The 21188-nt window shown below is 43.0% G+C and carries 18 protein-coding genes and 1 pseudogene; 5 read left to right on the forward strand and 14 right to left on the reverse strand.

Translation table 11 applies throughout. The annotated features are described in order from the left end of the window. Positions 1–52: 52 nt before the first annotated feature. The 5 genes from MHH40_RS07095 to MHH40_RS07115 form a co-directional block, all read right to left on the reverse strand. Positions 53–1252 (reverse strand): MFS transporter, encoded by a 1200-nt coding sequence (locus MHH40_RS07095; RefSeq protein ID WP_340900820.1) that lies wholly within the window; start codon positions 1250–1252, stop codon positions 53–55. A gap of 133 nt (positions 1253–1385) precedes the next feature. Further along, on the reverse strand, positions 1386–2573 hold the full coding sequence (locus tag MHH40_RS07100) for a CamS family sex pheromone protein (protein WP_003214281.1): 1188 nt from the start codon (positions 2571–2573) through the stop codon (positions 1386–1388). A gap of 15 nt (positions 2574–2588) precedes the next feature. Next, positions 2589–4595, reverse strand: coding sequence for an NAD-dependent DNA ligase LigA (ligA, locus tag MHH40_RS07105; RefSeq protein WP_340900823.1), 2007 nt, complete (start codon positions 4593–4595; stop codon positions 2589–2591). Between the two features lie 44 nt (positions 4596–4639). Further along, the gene (pcrA, locus tag MHH40_RS07110; RefSeq protein WP_050945726.1) at positions 4640–6862 is read right to left on the reverse strand and encodes a DNA helicase PcrA; all 2223 of its coding nucleotides are present in this window, start codon (positions 6860–6862) and stop codon (positions 4640–4642) included. Between the two features lie 57 nt (positions 6863–6919). Further along, a complete protein-coding gene (locus tag MHH40_RS07115; protein WP_041816135.1) occupies positions 6920–7612 on the reverse strand; it encodes a heptaprenylglyceryl phosphate synthase in 693 nt (230 codons plus the stop codon). A 272-nt stretch (positions 7613–7884) separates the two neighbouring features. Here MHH40_RS07115 and MHH40_RS07120 point away from each other — a divergent pair, with 272 nt between their 5' ends. Next, positions 7885–8298: a DUF2283 domain-containing protein gene (locus tag MHH40_RS07120; protein ID WP_335356186.1), complete on the forward strand. Its 414-nt coding sequence runs from the start codon at positions 7885–7887 to the stop codon at positions 8296–8298. Here the strand turns inward: MHH40_RS07120 and MHH40_RS07125 are convergent. After that, positions 8279–8509 (reverse strand): hypothetical protein, encoded by a 231-nt coding sequence (locus MHH40_RS07125; RefSeq protein WP_003214314.1) that lies wholly within the window; start codon positions 8507–8509, stop codon positions 8279–8281. The genes MHH40_RS07120 and MHH40_RS07125 overlap by 20 nt on opposite strands. Before the next feature lie 139 nt (positions 8510–8648). On the opposite strand from MHH40_RS07125, the gene MHH40_RS07130 reads away from it, so the two are divergent. Together MHH40_RS07130 and MHH40_RS07135 are read left to right on the forward strand one after the other, a co-directional pair. Next, positions 8649–10232 (forward strand): FMN-binding glutamate synthase family protein, encoded by a 1584-nt coding sequence (locus MHH40_RS07130; RefSeq protein ID WP_137055439.1) that lies wholly within the window; start codon positions 8649–8651, stop codon positions 10230–10232. A gap of 147 nt (positions 10233–10379) precedes the next feature. After that, positions 10380–10739: pseudogene (locus tag MHH40_RS07135) on the forward strand (DUF3916 domain-containing protein). A gap of 150 nt (positions 10740–10889) precedes the next feature. Here MHH40_RS07135 and MHH40_RS07140 read toward each other — a convergent pair. The 3 genes from MHH40_RS07140 to MHH40_RS07150 all read right to left on the reverse strand — a co-directional run bounded on the left by MHH40_RS07140 (position 10890) and on the right by MHH40_RS07150 (position 14059). Beyond that, positions 10890–11360: a bleomycin resistance protein gene (locus MHH40_RS07140; RefSeq protein WP_445661689.1), complete on the reverse strand. Its 471-nt coding sequence runs from the start codon at positions 11358–11360 to the stop codon at positions 10890–10892. A gap of 93 nt (positions 11361–11453) precedes the next feature. Continuing rightward, the gene (locus tag MHH40_RS07145) at positions 11454–11768 is read right to left on the reverse strand and encodes a YerC/YecD family TrpR-related protein (protein ID WP_003214053.1); all 315 of its coding nucleotides are present in this window, start codon (positions 11766–11768) and stop codon (positions 11454–11456) included. Between the two features lie 548 nt (positions 11769–12316). Next, positions 12317–14059, reverse strand: coding sequence for an adenine deaminase C-terminal domain-containing protein (locus MHH40_RS07150; RefSeq protein ID WP_003214450.1), 1743 nt, complete (start codon positions 14057–14059; stop codon positions 12317–12319). 124 nt (positions 14060–14183) lie between these two features. On the opposite strand from MHH40_RS07150, the gene MHH40_RS07155 reads away from it, so the two are divergent. After that, the gene (locus tag MHH40_RS07155; protein WP_034320223.1) at positions 14184–14405 is read left to right on the forward strand and encodes a YgaP family membrane protein; all 222 of its coding nucleotides are present in this window, start codon (positions 14184–14186) and stop codon (positions 14403–14405) included. 32 nt (positions 14406–14437) lie between these two features. On the opposite strand, the gene MHH40_RS07160 is transcribed toward MHH40_RS07155, so the two are convergent. The 4 genes from MHH40_RS07160 to MHH40_RS07175 are packed head-to-tail and all read right to left on the reverse strand — an operon-like array spanning position 14438 to position 18422. Then, a complete protein-coding gene (locus MHH40_RS07160; RefSeq protein ID WP_113386802.1) occupies positions 14438–15703 on the reverse strand; it encodes a peptidase in 1266 nt (421 codons plus the stop codon). A gap of 14 nt (positions 15704–15717) precedes the next feature. After that, entirely contained in the window at positions 15718–16383 is a 666-nt protein-coding gene (locus tag MHH40_RS07165; protein ID WP_050945720.1) for a 3-oxoacid CoA-transferase subunit B, read from the reverse strand. Beyond that, a complete protein-coding gene (locus MHH40_RS07170) occupies positions 16359–17045 on the reverse strand; it encodes a CoA transferase subunit A (protein WP_050945719.1) in 687 nt (228 codons plus the stop codon). The genes MHH40_RS07165 and MHH40_RS07170 overlap by 25 nt, the downstream gene beginning before the upstream one ends. Positions 17046–17057: 12 nt before the next feature. Then, on the reverse strand, positions 17058–18422 hold the full coding sequence (locus MHH40_RS07175; protein ID WP_212046328.1) for an aspartate aminotransferase family protein: 1365 nt from the start codon (positions 18420–18422) through the stop codon (positions 17058–17060). Positions 18423–18612: 190 nt separating this feature from the next. Here MHH40_RS07175 and MHH40_RS07180 point away from each other — a divergent pair, with 190 nt between their 5' ends. Continuing rightward, complete coding sequence (locus MHH40_RS07180) at positions 18613–20271, forward strand: PucR family transcriptional regulator (RefSeq protein WP_340900828.1); 1659 nt, start codon at positions 18613–18615, stop codon at positions 20269–20271. On the opposite strand, the gene ablB is transcribed toward MHH40_RS07180, so the two are convergent. Further along, on the reverse strand, positions 20266–21111 hold the full coding sequence (gene ablB, locus MHH40_RS07185; protein WP_268458150.1) for a putative beta-lysine N-acetyltransferase: 846 nt from the start codon (positions 21109–21111) through the stop codon (positions 20266–20268). The two genes, MHH40_RS07180 and ablB, sit on opposite strands and share 6 nt — an antisense overlap. Positions 21112–21188 lie beyond the last annotated feature (77 nt).

Below are 21188 nucleotides of genomic sequence, written 5' to 3' on the forward strand. Positions count from 1 at the left end.
CAACATATTAAATCACATAATGGTATTTTTGTAAATAATTGAGATAAAATGTCTAAATTTGTTCATTTTTTAATCTAGACGCTAGGAAAGCCGACACAGTAAACAGGGCAACGTTTATAAAAAAGACGACTCTTGCCCCAAAGAGATCGGTCATGGTGCTCATAACGAGGATGGACATTCCGTATATAAAAGTTGATAGTGTATGTTGAGCTGATAGTATTTTGGGCAATTCAATTTCACTCAGTGTATCTTGTACATAGGTTCGAATGGAAATACTGCGAAGCTGAAAGGCTGGTCCTAATAAAAAGACAAACACCAAACTCATCCATGCAGAATGATTCAATCCTAAGCAAAGGGTTAGCACAGCTACGATCACCGAACTGTAAAAAATGTGATCAAACAAACGCTGTTCCACATGCTTTGCGAACCGCAACACAAGCAGGCCGCCTAGAATGGTTCCGCCAAAATAGCTTGCGTTAATAAAGCCCCACCATGTTTCAGGCTGATGTAAAACTTCTGTGACATACACAAGGATAATGGCACCAGTCCAAATACTTCTACCGCTCATGGATAGCATTTCTAAAATCGTTAATGTTCGAATAGTTGGTTTTTCATACATGAGCTTCCACCCTGAAAAGACCCTTGTAGCAAATGATTCAGACTGTTGCTCTTGTTTAGCTGCAGCCCCAGTATCAATGATAAAGAGCATAGATATGAGTGACAAACTGTATAAAACAAGTGTCGTCAATAGGAGAAACTGTGGTCCAAGAATGCCAATAAACAGCCCTCCTAAAAGCCAGCCTAGTAAAAGGACCATTTGATCAGAAGTTAAGATATAGCTATTTGCTTTTAGTAAAAAGTTCTTTTCTACTAGACGTGGGATCATCGAATTTCGAACTGGAATGGTTCCTCCATCTATCAAAGAAAGGAAAAATACAATGATAAAAAAGAGAGGAATAGTAAAAGTTGATAGTTGTAGAATATAAATGAAAATTAAGCAACCGAAGAAAGCAATTTGACACATTTGTAAATAGATAATGAGTCTTTTTAGCTTAAATTGATACATAAAGAAAGGAATGAGTACCGCTCCAAGTGCTTGTCCAACAAACTGTGAGACAGCCACCATTGAAGCGATCAGTGTAGAATTTGTTAATTGATATGTCAGGATGGTCAATACGAGGACATATAGCGAATCCCCAAAATTAGCTAGGGATTGTCCCCCTAATAAAAAGTAAAATGATTTATTTTTCATAGTGATCTCCATTTTCTCTTCATTATCACCCATAATAATACATTATTTTCTACACTTCTACTTTTTATAACAATATTTTCATAATTTGATACATTATGACTAATTTAAAAAACCGCCAAAAGGCGGTTTTTATTTAGTCATATATATGGACGGTTGGTTCTTTGTCTTCAGCATTTTTCGTGATCAAGGCTTCTTGTTGATCTGAAGATGTGATGTTAATTTCGATATTCGTACTCTTATAGTAATCCATGACTTCACCTGTTAAATATTGCGTGAAGGCTACGACTTCCGTTTTTCCGTAGAACTGCATTGGAATTTCGACTTTCATTTTTTGCAGGTTGCCGTCTTTGTAAAACCCTTTTCCTACGACACCAGTATAATTCGGAAAGTAGTCTTCGACTTTTGTTTTGAAGCGGTCAAATCGCTCGGAATCATCTTTGTAGTTGCCTTTCGCATTATCTGAAGGGAAGAAGACATTCTCCTCTTTGATCGTATCCCAATTGCCGATATCAGCTGAGCCCGCTTTCACATCCGTTTTGGCGATAAAGTTTCCTGGAACGATAGATGATTTTGGTGCTTGCTTATAAAGGGCAATCATGACAGGCACTTTTTGCAGCCCATCCATTTGACGAATTCGTTTGATCACTTGTTCAGCAATTTTTTCGCCTTCTGCCAAAAGTTTCTTTGAATTTTTCGAAGAATCGATCGTCACTTCTTGCTGCGGGTCACCGATATTTTCACGGTAATAATAAACAGAGTTCAGCGCAAGCCCAATGACAACTCCGCCAAGCTGTAAGCTGTTTTTATCTTTTCGAATTAAGTAATTATGCTCTAGCATCGAAGCTAAGTAAATTGGACTACTTTCATTTTTAGACTTTGTTGAACCTGAGTTCGGAAGAGCAGGGTTTAAGCCTAGATTCTTAAAGTCTTTATCTTCTTTTTCTGCCTTTTTCAGATCACTGCCTGTTTTTTTGCGCGCCAGCCAGCCTAGAACGGTGTCCTCATCAAAATGCTGTCCTTCTTGGAAAAGGTAGTCGTTTGTATTAAATGACTCTGTTGCAAGGCGCATGAGTCCTGTTTCAAATTCATCGATGTCCAAGCGTGTGTTGAGACGCTCTGCTGTTAATCCTCTCGCAGCCCCTTGTTTAAACGGCAGCACCATTTTGTAATAGGAGTCAGAGATATTGTACATCGGGATGATGGCTGTTTCCTTCGTTTCATCCGTTTTTTGTGTGACCTCTTCCTCTTCCTTTCCCCCAAAAGGTGCACACGCTGACAATATCAGTGTGAGCATTGTCAGCAGCAATAACAACTTTTTCAATAGAAAACACTCCTCTTATTTCTTTAGCTCCTCGAGCATTTTAGCTTCGTCCCAAATTTCTATATTGAGTTCTTCTGCCTTTGTCAGCTTACTTCCCGCTGCTTCTCCGGCTATGACTAAATCTGTTTTCTTACTCACACTACCTGCCAGTTTACCGCCTAGTGCTTCGATCGCTGCTTTTGCATCGTTTCGAGCCATTTCTTCTAATTTCCCTGTCAGCACAATGGTTTTGCCTGCAAAATAGGAATCACTTTCTTCAACCTTCACCGGTTTTGGTCCTGTGTAGGTCATATTAACCCCAAGCTCTTTTAGTTCATTTAGCAGATTGAGTATTTCTTCTTTCTCAAAGTACGTGACGACAGCATCAGCCATTTTTTCACCGATTTCATCGACTTCGAGTAATTGTTCTTTCGTCGCTTGCTTTAATTGATCGATATCACCGAAATGCATCGCCAAGGTCTTCGCCGCTTTAGAGCCAATAAATCGTATACCGAGTCCAAATAGTAAACGCTCTAGAGAGTTTTCTTTCGATTGCTCAATCGAACGCAGTAAATTGTCGACAGATTTTTCGCCCATTCGCTCAAGCTGAATGAGCTCTTCTTTCGTTAATCGGTAAAGATCAGACACACGAGAGACAAGCTGTTCTTGGAAAAACTGTGTAATGACCCGCTCGCCAAGCCCATCAATGTTCATTGCATTGCGGGAAACAAAGTGAATGAGTCCCTCACGTATTTGGGCAGGGCATTCTGGATTGATGCAACGCAAAGCCACTTCGCCTTCAATTCTCACCAGCTCACTATGACACTCTGGGCATTCAGTCGGCATGTGAAACGGCTTTTCTTCTCCTGTACGCTGATCGATCAGTACACCTGCGACTTCCGGAATAATATCGCCCGCTTTTTTCACAATCACTTGATCAAAAAGGCGAATATCCTTTTCTTTGATCAAATCTTCATTATGAAGGGAAGCTCGCTGCACTGTCGTTCCTGCTACTTTGACAGGCTCAAGGATCGCCGTTGGTGTGATGACACCTGTACGCCCGACACTTAGTTCAATATCAAGCAGCTTTGTCACCACCTCTTCAGCTGGAAACTTGTACGCAACAGCCCAGCGGGGACTTTTTGCTGTAAAGCCGAGCTCTTCTTGCTGAGCTAACGAATCGACTTTGATCACAATTCCATCGATTTCATATGAAAAGTCGGCACGCTTCGTTTTTAGTGTTTCAATGAGCTCGATCACTTCCTCAATCGTTTGGCACATCCGTCTTTCTTTGTTTGTTTTAAAGCCAAGTTCGTCGAGAAGATCAAGTCCTTCGCTTTGCGATTCAACACCAATTTCATCAAGCTCCGCTATACTGTAGACGAAGATATCAAGGTTTCGTTTCGCCGCAATTTTCGTATCAAGCTGACGAAGCGAGCCTGCCGCCGCATTACGCGGGTTCGCAAACGGCTCTTCTTCGTTTTGTAATCTTTTTTCGTTTAATGCTTCAAAAGAAGGTTTTGGCATAAATGCCTCGCCTCTCACTTCAATTGACAAAGGACGTTTGATTTTGAGCGGGATGGATCGAATGGTTTTGAGGTTTTCTGTAATATCCTCACCCGTTGTCCCATCTCCACGTGTGGCACCTCGGACAAACAGGCCATTTTCATAACGGAGAGAAACAGCGAGTCCGTCAATTTTCAGCTCGACATTGTATGCAATATCGTCACCGACTGCTTGACGAACCCTGCGGTCAAAATCAAGAAGGTCATGTTCATTAAACGCATTCCCGAGGCTGAGCATCGGTGTGCCGTGGCGCACTTTTTGGAAGGCGTCTAACACAGCGCCTCCGACTCTTTGTGAGGGAGAATCCGCTGCTTTTAAATCAGGGTGCTCTTCCTCTAAAGAGATCAGCTCACGCATCCGCGCATCATATTCAGCATCAGGAACACTTGGACGATCCAGTGTATGATATTCGTAGTTGTATTGGTTCAAAATCTGGTGCAGTTCCTCGATCCGGCGTTTCGCTGCTTCTTTATCCATCTGCTTCTTCCTTTCAATTCATCCGTTTTATATGTCCTATCGGTTTATTGCTTCTCAATTGGCGCAAATGCTGCGAGAAGACGCTTAATGCCTGTAGGGCTTGGGAAAGCAATATCAAGCTCCGTGCTGTCTCCACTGCCTTTTACGCTCACAACCGTTCCAACGCCCCATTTTTTATGAGCCGCTTTATCGCCCACAGCCCAGCCAATACTTCCGCCGCCTGTGTTTTGAATGGTTTGAGTTTGCGGACGTGAGACAGGTCCCCGTCTTTGTGGTCTTTCTCTAGTTTGGCCAAATGGTGTTTTCGTTTCTTTTTTCTCATTTAGGTTGTCCAATAAATCGGCTGGTATTTCTCGAATGAATCTTGATTCAAGGTTCATGTTTGTCCGGCCGAAGAGTGTTCTCATCTTGGCACTTGATAAATAAAGCTCTTCTTCCGCCCGTGTGATGCCTACATAAGCAAGGCGGCGCTCTTCTTCCATCTCTGCATCTTCCATTAATGAGCGGCTGTGCGGGAAGACACCTTCCTCCATGCCCATTAAGAAGACAACCGGGAATTCTAGACCTTTTGCGGCGTGAAGCGTCATTAAAATGACCGCATCTTGATCTTCTTCCTCATTCTCATCCAGCTTATCAATGTCTGCGACAAGAGCGAGATCTGTCAGGAAGGTCACAAGGGACTTGTCTTCATTTTGTTCTTCAAAGTTCTTAGTCACAGAGAGAAACTCGTCAATATTTTCTAGACGGCTCTGTGCCTCAATCGTTTTTTCAACCTTTAGTGCTTCACGATAGCCTGTTTTCTCTAAAATTTCTTCTGTTAGTTCTGTGACAGATAAATAATCCTGCATATTTGTCATTTGATCAATGAGCTGTTTGAATTCATCAAGTGCATTGGCTGCCCTTGCACTGAGTCCAATGAAATCTACCTGACCAAGCGCTTCAAACATAGACAGGTCATTCATCTCCGCGTATGCTGCGATTTTATCAACAGATGTCGCACCGATTCCGCGCTTTGGTACGTTCACAATTCGTGCAAAGCTAATGTCGTCATCTGGGTTAGCTACTAGGCGTAAGTACGCCAAAATGTCCTTGATCTCTTTTCTGTCATAGAACTTTGTGCCGCCGACAATGTTGTATTGAATGTTTGACTTCAATAATGTTTCCTCTATGACACGAGACTGGGCATTGGTCCGATAAAGAATCGCAAAATCGGATAATTTACGCTTACCGCTCTGATGAAGCTGATGAATCTTTCCAGCAACAAATTGACCCTCGCCGAATTCATTATCTGCACGGTAATAGGCAATCTTCGCCCCTTCATCATTTTCTGTCCAAAGGTTTTTCGGCTTACGGTTTGAATTGTTTTGAATCACCGTGTTTGCGGCATTCAGTATACGTTTCGTCGATCTGTAATTTTGCTCAAGCAGAATCACTTCACTGGATGGATAATCTTTTTCAAAGGAGAGAATGTTTGTAATATCCGCTCCGCGCCAGCGGTAGATGGACTGATCCGAGTCACCGACCACACATATATTTTGAAAACGCTGAGCAAGCAGTTTCACAAGCATGTACTGCGCTCTGTTCGTATCTTGATACTCATCGACATGAATGTATTGAAATTTTCGCTGATAGTGTTCTAATACTTCAGGGATGCGCTCAAACAGACGAATCGTCATCATAATAAGATCATCAAAATCGAGTGATTGGTTCTTAAGTAATCGCTTTTGGTAATCTGTGTAGACGTCGCTAACCACTTGATCATAGAAATCACTGGCTGTTTTGGCGTATTCCTCTGCGTCAATGAGTTCATTTTTTGCACTGCTGATTGATCCTAAAATGCTGCGAGGATCGAACTTTTTAGGATCGATATTTCGTTCTTTTAAAATGTTTTTAATGACTGAAAGCTGATCAGATGTGTCTAATATAGAGAAGTTGCGATTTACACCAATACGGTCAATATCGCGTCGTAAAATACGCACACACATGCTGTGGAACGTAGAGATCCAAATGTCATCCGCACCAGGTCCTAAAATGGCTTGGACACGCTCACGCATTTCACGTGCTGCTTTATTTGTAAACGTAATCGCTAAAATGTTCCACGGAGCCACATGCTTTTCTGCCATTAAGTAGGCAATTCGGTGTGTGAGCACCCGCGTTTTCCCGCTTCCTGCTCCTGCCATCAAGAGTAGCGGACCGTCTGTTGCTTTGACCGCTTCTTTTTGCGCGTCATTTAGCCCTTCTAATAGATGATTCGATATTTCATTCATTTCATTCACCGCCAATTCGAACTTATGTTCTATTTTAACCCTTTTCGTCTTGTTTGACTATGATGACTTTTTGACTGCGCTCACTGTCTTTAATGCTTCTTTGAAATTGTCATAAATGACGTTTCCTACAACAACCACGTCCGCATGCTGCGCAAAATCTTCCGCCTGCTTTGCGTTTTCAATGCCCCCGCCATAAAAAAGAACCGTATCAGAAAGCACTGCTTTCGTTTCTTTCACAAGCTCTATATCTCCAAGCGTTCCGCTGTATTCTAGATAAAAAATGGGCAGCTTCATCAAATGCTCTGCCACTCTTGCATATGCTCTTACGTCATCGATGTCCAGTGCTGTATTTGCCTCTGTGAGCTTGGCCGCTTTACACTCTTCATTTAAAATAACATAGCCTTCAGGCACGATCTCTTCCATCGACATCAAATCACCGAATTCCTTCATCGCATCCTTGTGAAGCCCAACAATCCAATCAGGATGAGAACTGTTTAAGACAGTCGGGATGAAATACAGATCGAAGCCCGGCACAATCATTTCATGTGTTGAGATTTCGAGTACACATGGCACAAGAAACCGGCGGACCTTTGACATCAATTGAAGCACGTTGTCCTCTGTCACATTGTCACTGCCGCCAATCAATATAGCATCCGTACCAGATTCGCAAATTGCCTCTAGCTGTTCATCGGATATTTCTTTATTTGGATCGAGTTTAAAGACATGCTTCCACTCGGTAACATCATACATGAAAAACGTTCCTCCATTCGTTTCATTCCATTTAAATATTATAACAAAATCAGTGACCGCAAAAAATGGGTAACCTCCTTCAGCTAAAAGTTTCATTCTTTTGAAAATGGGGTGCGTGACTTTCGGTTAGAATGCTGAAAACATCTAGGAGCTGAGAGGGATGATCTTTGACCGTTCACTGATAGAAGAGCTTTGTATCACCACATGTTATTATACAATAAAGGCACATTTTACTATTGATCAAAAAACCATACATAAAGTAGGTGACCCACATGAAAAGAACCATCACATATGATCAAACGATCAACATCGGATACATCTATCTCCTGCCTGTGGGAATCGGGACAATCAAAGAAACCATTGAATTAAATGTGAATGAATGTATGAACGCAGATATCGACAAAGAGGGACGAGTAGCTGGTCTGGAGTTATTTGCAGAAGAAGCCGAAGTTTTAAAGCATGCACCCGTGTATGAGGACGAGCTTTCTTTACGTTTTACAGATCAGGACGTTCTCTCAACCTATCATTTATCAGGCATTGAATTTCATTTCTCGACGCCTGATCACAAAGGGCTAATCGGTTTTACGATTGTCGATCCTCATCGATATAACGTCAAAAGAAAGACAAGAAAAAACCGTTTTGAATGGTCAAAACGGTTTTTCCAAGCTATTGTCTCACTTCATTGAAATAATGGACGGATGTCATGGCCCCTTCATCGACCATCTTGTTGTCTTGAATATCTAATGGATCAGGGTGTCCGGCTTTTTCAGGAATCTTTTCATCTGAGCGGAACATGCTTGCCCATTTTTTGAGATGCTGTTTATTTTTCACTGCTAATAACACTGCACCACCAACCCCTAATCCTGCAAGTACATACGCATTCGGACGCTTATTCATGTATGTTCCCTCCCCTTATGATCTTATTTGTAAGTTACCCCGGCTTTTCATTTCTAAACGTCACAATATGTTGAAGTGGTTTCTCTTTCAATGAAAAGTGGAATAACAACAACAATGATAGAGAAAAGAGGGGATCTTCGTGACAACAACTTTCATTGTCATTGTTGGCGCACTATTAGTGATTTGTTTCATCATACCAATCATTTTATTCATCTGGATTTGGATGAGAGATGAAAAACAGGAAGAGCATTCTGTCCTGCGAAATTATCCGGTCATTGGAAAGCTGCGGTTTATTTTTGAAAAAATAGGACCTGAGCTTCGTCAATATCTGTTTCTGAATGATCGCGAGGAGCTTCCTTTCTCAAGAAGAGAATACGAGCAAGCTGTCATGTCTGGGAAGTACAAAAGCCGGACGATGGGCTTTGGATCAAAACGTGATTTTGACAAGCCTGGTTACTACATTCGCAATGTTCTATTTCCAAAGCAGCGAGATGAGTTACGCATCGATCAATCTGAAAAAATCCAAACAAAAGTGTATCAGATTGATCAAGACAATTTACTACGAAGAAGTGAACATACCAAAGAGGTCGAAGCAAAACCTTACTATCTCCATCAAGACGATATACAAGTGATAGGCGAGCACACATGTCAAAAGCCATTCCGTGTAAAAGGCCTGATTGGGCAGTCTGCCATGAGCTACGGCTCTTTAGGCGACAGGGCCATTACAGCACTATCCTCGGGATTAAAAATGGCTGGCGGTACGTGGATGAACACAGGTGAAGGCGGGCTTTCTCCCTATCATCTCAAAGGCGGAGCCGATATCATATGCCAGATTGGGCCCGGTCTATTCGGCGTGAGAACAGAAGATGGCGCTTTTTCCTTTGAAGAATTTAAGAAAAAAAGCGAGCATGAGGAAGTCAAAGCCTTTGAGCTGAAGCTAGCACAAGGAGCTAAAACACGCGGCGGTCATATTGACGGCGAAAAGGTCACCGAAGAAATTGCGAACATCCGTAAATTGCCGCCCCATCAATCCATTGACAGCCCAAACCGATTTGAGATGTTCCACTCCATTCCGGATATGTTTGATTTCATTGAACAGCTGCGAAGTATAGGCGGAAAGCCTGTCGGCATCAAGCTTGTGGTCGGACATAAAGAAAACATTGAAGAGCTTGCAACGTACATGAAAAAAAGCGGAAAGCACCCTGATTTCATTACAGTGGATGGCGGAGAAGGCGGCACTGGCGCATCTTTTCATGAATTGGCAGATTCCGCAGGGCTGCCGATTTTCACGGCACTCCCAATGGTTCATCAAATATTGAAGGAATACGGTGTCAGAGATCAGGTCAAACTCTTTGCTTCTGGCAAACTTCTCTCACCAGATAAAATTGCAATTGCCCTTTCCATGGGTGCTGACTTTGTCAATATCGCACGGGGACTCATGTTTTCAGTCGGATGCATTCGCGCCCAAGTGTGCCACACGAATAAATGCCCAGTCGGGGTCGCCACAACTGATCCAAAACTGCAAAAGGGTTTATCAATTGAAGAAAAGAAATACCGAGTCTGCAATTATATCCTTTCTCTAAGAGAAGGCTTGTTTAACTTATCCGCAGCCGCTGGTATTGAATCTCCCATTCATTTTAATGAGAAACATATTGTCTATAGACAAGAAAATGGTCAGACAAGTGAAGTGCCTATTTTTACAGGGACACAGCCATCCGTCTAGTTTGAGAAAGGTGCGTTTTTGCACCTTTTTTTCAATTGACATTTTGGCTCAATCGCGTATAAAGAACTTAGGGCAAATGACCAGGAAGTGGAGAGATGGAGGATGCGTGAGAAAAAGGTTCGCGGGATGAAACGGAAGACGAATGAGATGGTGACAAGAATTGAGGAAAGTACACGAGAGTTCCCGGCAGATATTGAACAAGGGTATTGGCATCTTCCTCTACCAGTTGCTTATGATTTTATTTGTACAAACAAAACACCTCAAAAAATCAAGCGATTGTCCATCCAGACACTGATAAATAGAGCTGAACATCTCATTGATTTGAAGCCAATTGATGGAGAAGTATATCGTGTCGTGGTTGTAGTAGATGCCACTGAATGATGGGGATCACAAATCATTGTGTTTAAAGGAGATTCCTATGTTAAAGACTTTTTCAATAGACATGATGATGATCAGAGTTGGCTGCCTCTTTCCGAAGCGAGAAACATTCAAAGGGAATGGCAGTAACACAAATTTAAAAATAACCGTTGTCCTTTTCGGCAATAGTCAATTTTTTGTATCTGTACTCATGTATCTCAAAATAAAAAAGAGTAGCCGCAGCCACTCTTAATTTTACTTATTCAACAATCGCGGCCTATTCTGGAAGAGACTTTCATGTTAACCTGCCATTTCTTGCGAGAACCTAAGTAAATATCCATCAGGATCTTGAACAAGAAATTCCTTTTGTATAAACGTAGTATCATTACTTTTATATTTGCTAACAGTTGGCTCTCTGAATAGTGTAATGTTTTGCTTTCTTAAACGGTCAATGACAGGCTGTACGTCTTTAATGTCTATTTGAAAATTGATTCCCCGTCCAAATGGGTGTTTTAACTCCCCAGTGTCCCAATGGCCATTGATTTCTTCTAACATCATTTGTGTTTCCTCTTCCAACGAAACAAATATAAATTTATCGTCTTCACGCTCATATTCCAATTTAAAACCAAGCAATTCTATATAGAACCATTTAGACTTTTCGATATCTGTTACAGATAACTCTGGAATCAAAGCATTGAATCTCATTTTTTCTTCTCCACAACCTTCTGATAAAGTTATTCGGTTAAATGACACGTTTGTTGCTTCTTTCAAGCCAGTCCTTGCTTGTCTTTTCAGCGCTCTTCATAAAAAAACTGTAAACAACACCATTCTTGTTGAAAAGGATTGTTTACAGTGAAAGCTGCTTTATTTTGTTTCGTCATTTGCCTGCTGTTCTGCTACGCGGTCAAGTGCCATTGTGTAGGCATCATTTCCGTAGTTCAAGCAGCGTTTGACACGTGAGATGGTTGCAGTGCTCGCACCTGTTTCCGTCTCAATTTTATGATACGTGTTCCCCTCGCGAAGCATACGTGCTACTTCAAGACGCTGTGATAAAGATTGGATTTCATTGATGGTACACAAATCATCAAAGAATCGATAGCATTCTTCCAGGTCTTTAAGGGATAAGATGGAGTTGAATAACTGATCTAAGCTTTTGCCCCTTAATTTATCAATTTGCATCTTTATACATCTTCTCCTTTACTATTGGCACCGCTTCGCACGACATTCTGCGGAGAAAGCGGTATCTTTCCTGACTATTTTTTTCAACCTCAGCAATGAGCTTTGAACGAATCATGACAGGTTTGGTTATACGCTGGAAATGCCGTCAGTTCTTTCGTAAGCCGAAGCTTCTTTATCGTATACAAAATCGACAAGTTCTGTCATTTTCCTTGTTCGACAATCTGACAAACTTGTTTGCTTCCGATATCAAGATCACTTCTGCTTGATTAGGTCTGCCCTAAAAATACAGGTTGTGCGGAAAGCTCGGCGAGACCACAAACATGCGCCCCGCCTCGCTCAATTATTCAAAATATGTTGGTCGGCCAGCGTAACCGACAGATTCATTTTTCAATCAGGCCATTTCACTCGTCATGTCAAAGCCCTCTGCTTCAACAACTCCACATAAGTATTTTCACTTACATGGCAGTGAAGAGATCCATTGCTCACGTCTGCCCTATAACAGTTGTCAGAAATGTGGCAAAGATGATACAGCTCCACTCTGTTATATTTTAACGCATTATAGACGGAAAGAGTACAGTTTTTTTCATGACATCAAATATTCCTCTTGGTGTCACTCGAATATACGGCAAATGGGTACTTTGGAAAAAGACAAGTGTATCAATTGGGCAATCAAATGGATAGCCTCGCTCAATGAGCAGCTCACGCAAGGTTTGTATTTGCTGAAGAACTGTCTCAAACGGTTCAGCAGAGGCACAGCCTGATAATTGCAGCGGGATTTCGTGCAAAATTTTCCCGTTCTCTGTGAGGACGATCCCCCCGCCGATTTCTTTCATTCGCTTATGTGCCAGCATCATATCTTCTTTATTTTTCCCGATCACTAAAATGTCACCCGTGAGCGAAAATGAGCTGACAAACCCTTGCACTTTGTTTGCAAAGCCTTTGAGCATCGTATTCACACGCCACTCGCCTTTTCGGTCAATCAGGCTAAAGAAACTTTGATCATGATCACATGACAGCTGGTTCACAGAGTTATCAATCTCCACTGTATAAGGCTCCATGATGACAGCATTTCTCATTTTGACACCTAGCGGCATGGAAAATTGCAAATCACTCGTCGTCAGATCATAGCCTAAATCTAATGGAACAAGCCCGCCATTTTCCCATTTAGTTTCTTGAAATTGATGCTGGTTCTCTCCATCTAATTTGAGGATAACCCCTTTAGATATCACCGTTTCCGGATTTGGATTCATTGGATCATCTAACACATTCAATGAAGCCAGACGTCCTGGACCGACAACACCTAATAGGTCATCAATTTGATAGTATTTCGCAATGTTAAAGGTCGCCATATTGTATGCATCGATGATAGGCACGCCTTCTTCAAGGGCAATTGAAATCAAACGATTAATCATACCCTCCTCATAAAAATGAGGCGCTGCCCCATCTGTTGTATAGAAGAAGTGATCATAGTGTCTAAAATCACGCTCGTGCAGCTCTCTTAATATGTTCACTAAATCTGGGCGGATGGAAGAATGACGAAGTGAGACATGGTAGCCAAGGGACAAGCGCTTTAGCACATCGTCTGCATTCATCGCTTCATGATCGCTGTCCGCGCCAAACAGCTTCATTTTTGTTAGCGTTTTCTCAGATGCTCCGGGGAAATGCCCTTCAATTCGTTTCCGCTGCTTCTTCGTTTCTTGCATGCAATATAAAATGAGATCATCACCGTCCATCAATCTTGGCCAGCTTGTTAATTCGCCGCCTTGAAGGACATCAGGATGATCAATCCATTCCTTCCGGTAGTTGATAGGAAGCATTTCATCTTCATATCTGACTTCAGTTTGAAGATCATATCTAGACCACCAGAAATACTGAAATGGCTGCTGTTTTAATTCACACAGAGTGGAAAGCGCTTTCTTTTCATTGCTCTGCAAAAGAAGAAATAAGTTATCACTGACCATCGTTGTTGTGCCAAATTGAGACACATATTCTGCAAGTGATTGGGGATTATAAATATGGAACGGGTGCGCGTGAGGCTCTATATACCCAGGCACAATGTATTTCCCTTCACAATCAATCACACGTTTAGCTGATTTATTTTGAGGAAGCTCTGCTCCGACATAAACAATTCGATCATCATGTATCCAAATATTTGCTTTCACCCATTGTTTTAAAAACGGGTTTAGCACGAGTCCATTCGTTAAAAGGAGTGTTGGAACTATTTTTGAGTCGACTACATCGATTTGTGTGCGGATGTCATTGTTTCTCCAATTAAAAGTACGTTCGGACATTCACATACTCTCCTTCATTTGTATTAGCCCTATCGTAACATAACGAACCACGTTACGCATTAATGAAACGTTACAATTTCTTGAAATCACACTTAAAATATTTAAAAAAGGAGATTTACCTTCAATGAAACCTAATCTCGGCTTAATGGAAGCGCTCATTCGAATTGCCTGTGGAATGACAATATGTACTGTAGCTGGTTCTTTATATGCTAGAAAACCATGGAGTAAAATGCTTCTTTTCAGCATCATGTTCGGCGGAATGAAACTGGCATCTGGCATTCTTCGTTTTTGTCCAGTGACGTATATGTGTGAGCAGCAAGACACACATAAAGAGAAGGCTGAGTGAGACAGCCTTCTTTTTTTGTGATCGTTTTCATATCACTCCGCTGCTTCACACCATTCCACCATCGTACCTGCGATAATTTCCGCGGCTTCAATCACATGCTCAATGTCGATGGATTCATTCGGGAAATGGGCAAGCTCCGTTGTTCCAGGTCCGAAGACGATGATCGGGATACCTGCCGCCTGTGACAGTAATCCGCCGTCTGTTCCCCAAGGAGCGGCTTCGATCTTTGGCGGCTCCTTCTTGACCGCTTCATATTGTTCCTTCAATAGACCTAAAAGTAGATGATCCGTATCAATTGAGCCTGGAAGCCATCTTGCCCCAAACCATTCGACCTCAACAGGATGCTCTTTGAACCATTCATCCTTTTCCCCAAGTCCCATCATCCAATTTTCTAGTTCCTTCTCTGCCTGCTCAACCGTCTCACCTGGCATCACACCAAGTCTTCCCTCCATTGTGACCAGATCTGCTACAGAGGACGGCCAATCACCGCCTTGAATTTTCCCTATGTTGATGGGGATTGGAATCGGGATATGCTGAAATAACGGCTCGGTGATGCGCTGATTTCGTTCTTCTTCAAGTGCTGCTATATGTGAAAGAACGATCATACTTTTTTCAATAGCGGAAACGCCGTGATATCTTGTTCCGCCATGAGCCGCCCTTCCTTTAATATGCAGTCTGAACCACTTAGATCCCTGCTGAATCGGAAAGATTTTCATATGACTTGGTTCTGGAATGATGGCCGCATCTGCTGTATACCCTCTCAGTATGGCTGCAAGGGTGCCTGCACCGCCGCTCTCTTCTTCGACGACACTATGAAACACGACATCTCCTTTCAGCGGAATCTGTAGTGCATGCAGTGCCTCTAGTGCAAAGAGTAAAGAAACGTTTCCGCCTTTCATATCTGTTGCCCCGCGTCCATAAAGTCTCCCGTTTATGATATGCCCGCTGTAGGGCGGATATGTCCATTGTTTCGTATCTCCTGCTGGCACAACATCGACGTGCCCATTTAATAAAATGGATTTGCCGCCCCCTTTTCCCTTCAATCGTCCGGCGACATTGGGACTTCCTTTAAAGGAACGTCTCGGGGAATAGAAATACGGGTGTTCTAGCAAGTCTTCTCCGCCAATGTCCCATACATCTACATCAAAACCAATGGCAGACAGCTTATTTGCTACGATTTGCTGCACACCTTGTTCATTCCCTTGGGTGCTCTCACATTGCACCATTTGCTGAAGAAGCGCAATCGCTTCATCTTGGTGCTCTCTCATCCAGCTTCTGATACGTGTGATTGGCTGCAAGTCATTCATCCTTTCTACACAACAGATTTGACATCAGGCGCTAAAATTAAAGGTGCCTCTGTCGCCCTTATGACATCTTCCGGCTGATACGGCGGCATGACTTCACGTAAAATGAGCAGCTGCGATTTGACCTCAATGACTGCCATATCCGTTATAATCAGATCCACACAAGACTTAGCAGTTAAGGGCAGTGTGCAGGCAGATTTCACCTTTGATTCACCGTGTTTATCGAGGTGGCTCATCACCACCACAACCTTTTTCGCCTTTTGCGCAAGCTCAATCGCTCCGCCCATCCCGGGTACTCGTTTGCCTGGCACAATCCAATTCGCAAGATCACCCTGACTGCTTACTTCAAGTGCACCTAAAATGGTCATATCCAGCATGCCTTTTCGAATGATGCCAAAAGCAGTCGTGCTGTCCATGTATGAGCCGCCTTTTGTTAACGTAATAGGAAAACCACCGGCATTGCACAAGTTCGAATCTTCTTCTCCTTGTGCTGGTGAGGCGCCTGCCCCCATAATGCCGTTTTCTGCATGAAGCCATACGTTGTAATGCGCTGGAATGTAATCAGCCGCAAGGGTTGGGATGCCGATCCCAAGATTGACGATCATGCCATCTTCAATTTCCTGCGCCGCCCGTTTGGCTATGCGGTGTCTTATATCGTTGTCTCCCATGCCCATGTCCAGTTCACTCCTTTTGATTGCACGATCTGGTTCACAAATACGCCTGGTGTCACGATTTCTTCTGGATGAAGACTACCTACAGGCACAATCTCTTCCACTTCCGCAATGGTCCAGTCTCCTGCCATCGCCACAATCGGGTTTGTATTCCGTGCACTTTTATCAAATATCAGATTTCCTGCTTCATCTGCTTTGAATGCATTCACAATGGCAATATCCGCTGTCAGCGCAGGTTCAAGGATATATGTCTTTCCGTTTAGTGGCACGAGCTGCTTCTCATCAAGATTGAGGCTATCCATGCCGACATCTGTTACAATGCCTGCCAAGCCCATCCCGCCTGCTCGTATTTTTTCTGCTAGAATGCCCTGCGGGTAAAAATGAACATCTAGTGTACCTGATTGCATTTTCTGTCCGGCTATTGGATTTGAGCCAATATGAGAAGCAATGATCTTCTTGACTCTTCCTTCTGTGATCAGCCGGCCAACACCTATTTGCGGGAAGCCTGCATCGTTTCCGATCAATGTCAGATCTTTGATATTGGCTTCTAGGATGGCATCGATCAATGATGGCGGGGACCCTACGCCGCCAAATCCGCCAAACATGATGGTCATGCCGTCCCTAAAATGCGTGATCACTTCATCTACATTCACTGTTTTGTTCATCATCTTTCCTCCCTACATCGCAGATGGGAAAAACCCTCGGTTGATGACTTCTTGTTCGACCTGCGTGATTGTCTGCTCAAATAATTGAATGAGTTCATCCATCTCCTGCTGCGTGATAGAAAGCGGCGGAGCGATCATGACCGCTGCACCTCCCACTCCATCCTCTCCAGCGCTTGCTGGGTAAACGAGCAAGCCATTTTGCTTCGCTGTCTCAACGACTAAATGCGTCATTTGAGCATGGGCAGGAAATGGTGTTTTCGATAAACGGTCTGCGACAAACTCAATGCCGATGAGCAGTCCCTTTCCTCTCACATCTCCTATGATGAAATGGTTTGTTTGCACATCCTTTAAAGCATTCATTAAATAGCGGCCAGACAGATCCGCTCGTTCAGGAAGCTGATGTTTTTTCATATATCGAATGACAGCCAGTGAGACGGCTGCTGAAAGCGGGTTGCCGCTATAGGTGTGACCTGCCATCACAGAGCCGGAACCGCTCAGAATTGGTGCGATGACATGATCCGCTGAGACGGCTGCCGCAATCGGTGAATAGCCAGCACTCATCCCTTTGCCGAGAACCATAATATCTGGTACAACGCCCCAATGCTCCATCGCAAACATTTTCCCAGTTCGTCCAAAGCCTGTCATGACTTCGTCTGCAATCATTAAAATATCGTTTTCCTCACAGACACGCTTCATTGCATCAAAATATCCATCTGGCGGTACAAGCGCCGCTCCCGATGCTCCAACAATCGGCTCTGCAATAAAAGCGGCAATCCTCTCTTTTCCTATACGCTGAATGACGGTTTTAAATTCCTGGACATACCATTCGACTTGCTTGCCCTCTTCCTTCGGCAGCCATGAACGATAGCTATATGGCGGAGACAGCACTGGGTTCTTTTCGAGCAATGGTTCAAAGCGCTCTCTCCTTGCAATATGTCCGGACATCGACAGTGCACCGAGGGTGATGCCGTGATAACTCATCCATCGTGAGATAATGTGATTCTTCTCAGCCTTTCCTTGCTCCTGCCAATGCTGAATTGCAATTTTCATAGCCGTTTCCGTTGCCTCTGATCCGCTTCCGACAAAAAAAGACCAGTTCAGGTTACCTGGACAAAGCGTACTCAATTCATAAGCAAGTTCTTCTGCTGGTTCATTTGTGAATTGTGATCTGTACGTAAAGCTCACTTTTTCCGCTTGCTCGGTCATGGCATCAACGATTTCACGTATGCCATGTCCAATACTTGCCGTGACAGCCCCCGATGAGCCGTCTATATATTTTTTTCCGTCCCGATCATATAAATAAATTCCCTCTCCTTTCACAGCCACAGGATAATGCTGATTCAACATCGGTTTGATTAAGTAATCCCGGGTCTCCACTTTGCCATTCCTCCCTCTCTCGTCAGCAGCTGCCTCTTTCTTTTTCATGAATCGCAAGAAAATTTTGTATACTTGTTATAAGATTAGCTTAATCAAGAGGGCAGTCATCCTCCATTCGCCACATGCCCGAATTTCAGACGCATTTTTTATACATCGTGTATAAGAGTGTTCAAAAGGAGGTCATGAGTCTATGGCGATTCTCGTCAAAGATGCACTTTCGCTCGATATCATGAAGGGAACAAAGCTGCTCGCTGGAGAAAATGGACTGGACCGACTCATTCAATGGGTGACCATCGTGGAAATCATCGAAGACACGTCGAGGCTTTCCGAAGGAGAATTGCTCGTCACAACCGGATTTGGACTCGCAGACAATCAAGAAAGACGCGACCGGCTTGAAGAATTGATTCAATCTAAAAGGCTATCAGCCATCGCTATTTATAAAGGTGTATACTTAAGCGACATTCCAGCATCACTCATTCAAGCGGCGAAAAATAGCGGCATTCCGCTCATCGAGATTCCCCCGCACATCAATTTCTCGGACATTACAAAAGCCGTCTTAGAACAAATCGTGAGCAGCCAGCTTCATCAGCTTAAATATTCATCCGCGATTCATCAAAGACTGACCCAATTAAATGTAAGGAATAAAAATGTGACGCAAATTACAGAGGAACTGGCACATCTCACTGTAGCGAACATTGTCGTTCTTGATGTCTTTTTACATCAAACAGCGGCTCATCTCATAAAAGATGAAGTGACGTACTCTCCTGCTTTTGGCTTTCTGACAGATCATGAACCAATTGAAACCATGCCCCTTCTCAAGCAGGCAGAGGAGAAAGGGCGGCTCGTTTATGACACGTGCGGAGCATTTGTCCTCGCCGCATGTCCGGTGATTGCGATGGGTGATATTTTTGGATTTATTGTGTCTTTAAAGAAAAAGGATACGTGGCATCATCTCGACGCGATTGCGATCGAGCATGCCGGGGCCGTGTATGCGATTGAATGGCTGAAGCAAAAAGCCATTCAAGATACAGAAAACCAAATGCAGGGACATTTGTTAGATGATATTTTGCAGCAGCAATATACAGAAGAAAGCTACGTGGTCGAACAAGCAACAAAGCTGCAATATGATATGAGCGAGGAGCAGGTAGTGATCTACTTTCAATTTCAGCATCAGCACACACAGCTCGATCACCAAATGATGCAGCGTCTATCGCAATTACTCACCTCGATCTTTGAACGCAGACATATTCCATTTTTACTAAAGACAAGGCTCGATTCCATTTTTGTCCTAACACCAGCAGGAAAAAAAGCGTTTCAAGAAGCGGAGTGGTATCGCGCAGCAGAGGAATGCCGGAGCACTTGGTCTTATTTTTTCCCCGTCCACCCGATTGTCATTGGTATTGGGAGAGCCTATGACCAGATCAGTCTCTTTTCTAAAAGCGCGAAGGAAGCGCAGTATGCAGCAAGGCTTCTTCCGCTTTTAAAAACAGACGAAAGCATCATTCATTATCAAAAGCTCGGCTTATATGGGATGCTTCTTGAAATGAATGAAGCCGGTATGAATTTGCATGATTTTTACGTGGAGCTGTTAAGTCCTTTGCTTTATACGAAAAAACAAGGGGCTGACCTGATCCATACACTCGAAGTGTATTTGGCGCACAATGAAAATATTCAAAAATCTGCGGGAGAATTATTTATTCACAGACATACGTTAAGCTACCGGCTGAAACAAATTGAAACGAGAACAGGCTGCAGCCTCAAATCCACTGATGATCGGATGAAGCTGCAGCTCAGTATCATGGCATACCGCCTATCTGGTCTGCTTGATCAGATGAGAACCATTTCATGATTCATTTGGTGTTTTGACCCATAGATTCATATCTTCAATTTTGTCAAAAATATAGCAGTTGTTTTGAAAGCGCCCGGTATATGTATAACCAAGCTGATAAAACACTTGATTCATTCCATAGGACAGTGCACGGGCAAGAGAATAAAAGACATAGATATGCATCGACTGGAGTTCCTTTTCAAGGGCTAGAATTAAATGATGCATGAATCCTAGTTTTCTATAGGAAGGAAGGGTCGCACAATCTGTTAATTCTGCATGACCATACGGCGCATTGATTTCAGCGGATGCTGCACTCACAATGTGTCCGTCATGTTCAACAACATAAAAAATTGTCCCTTCCTCCATTACCTTTTGAATATAATCTGACTCGTTCATTGGCGTAGGGTACGTTTCAAAGACGGTATCATAGAGCTTTGCCAGTCTAGGAATATCTTTCGGATCGGCTTTCCTTATCACATACTCATTCTGCCATGTGCCTTGGTCTTTTTTGATTTCTTTTGCTTGAATGGATGCGACGATCTCATCCTCCTCCAGCCAATACGAACTGTTCATTCGATCCTCAGTGAGAAAAAGCGACATACCGTAAGCGTCACTTCCAAGAAAATAATGAGAAAACACCCCTTCAAGCCGAAAGCCTTTTTCTAAAAAAAGCGGCACATGCTCACGTCTTACTTTCACAATGACCTTAGAAGCCTTACAGTCCGCCGCTTCCTGAAGAACGGATGGAATGACATCCCGCACCCTGCCGCTATAATCATCTAAACGGATTCGTTCATTAAATGAATCAATACAGATCAAGGCAGAAAAACGCTCATTTGCAAGTTTCTTCAATTGCACCATACACTCATTCCTCTCTAATGAATTATTTAATAAAGAATGTCCAAATTAGAAATGACGAAATAGCGATGCCAGAAAAA

This window comes from Bacillus sp. FSL K6-2431 (genome assembly GCF_038005165.1).
Taxonomy (GTDB): Bacteria; Bacillota; Bacilli; order Bacillales; family Bacillaceae; genus Bacillus; species Bacillus pumilus.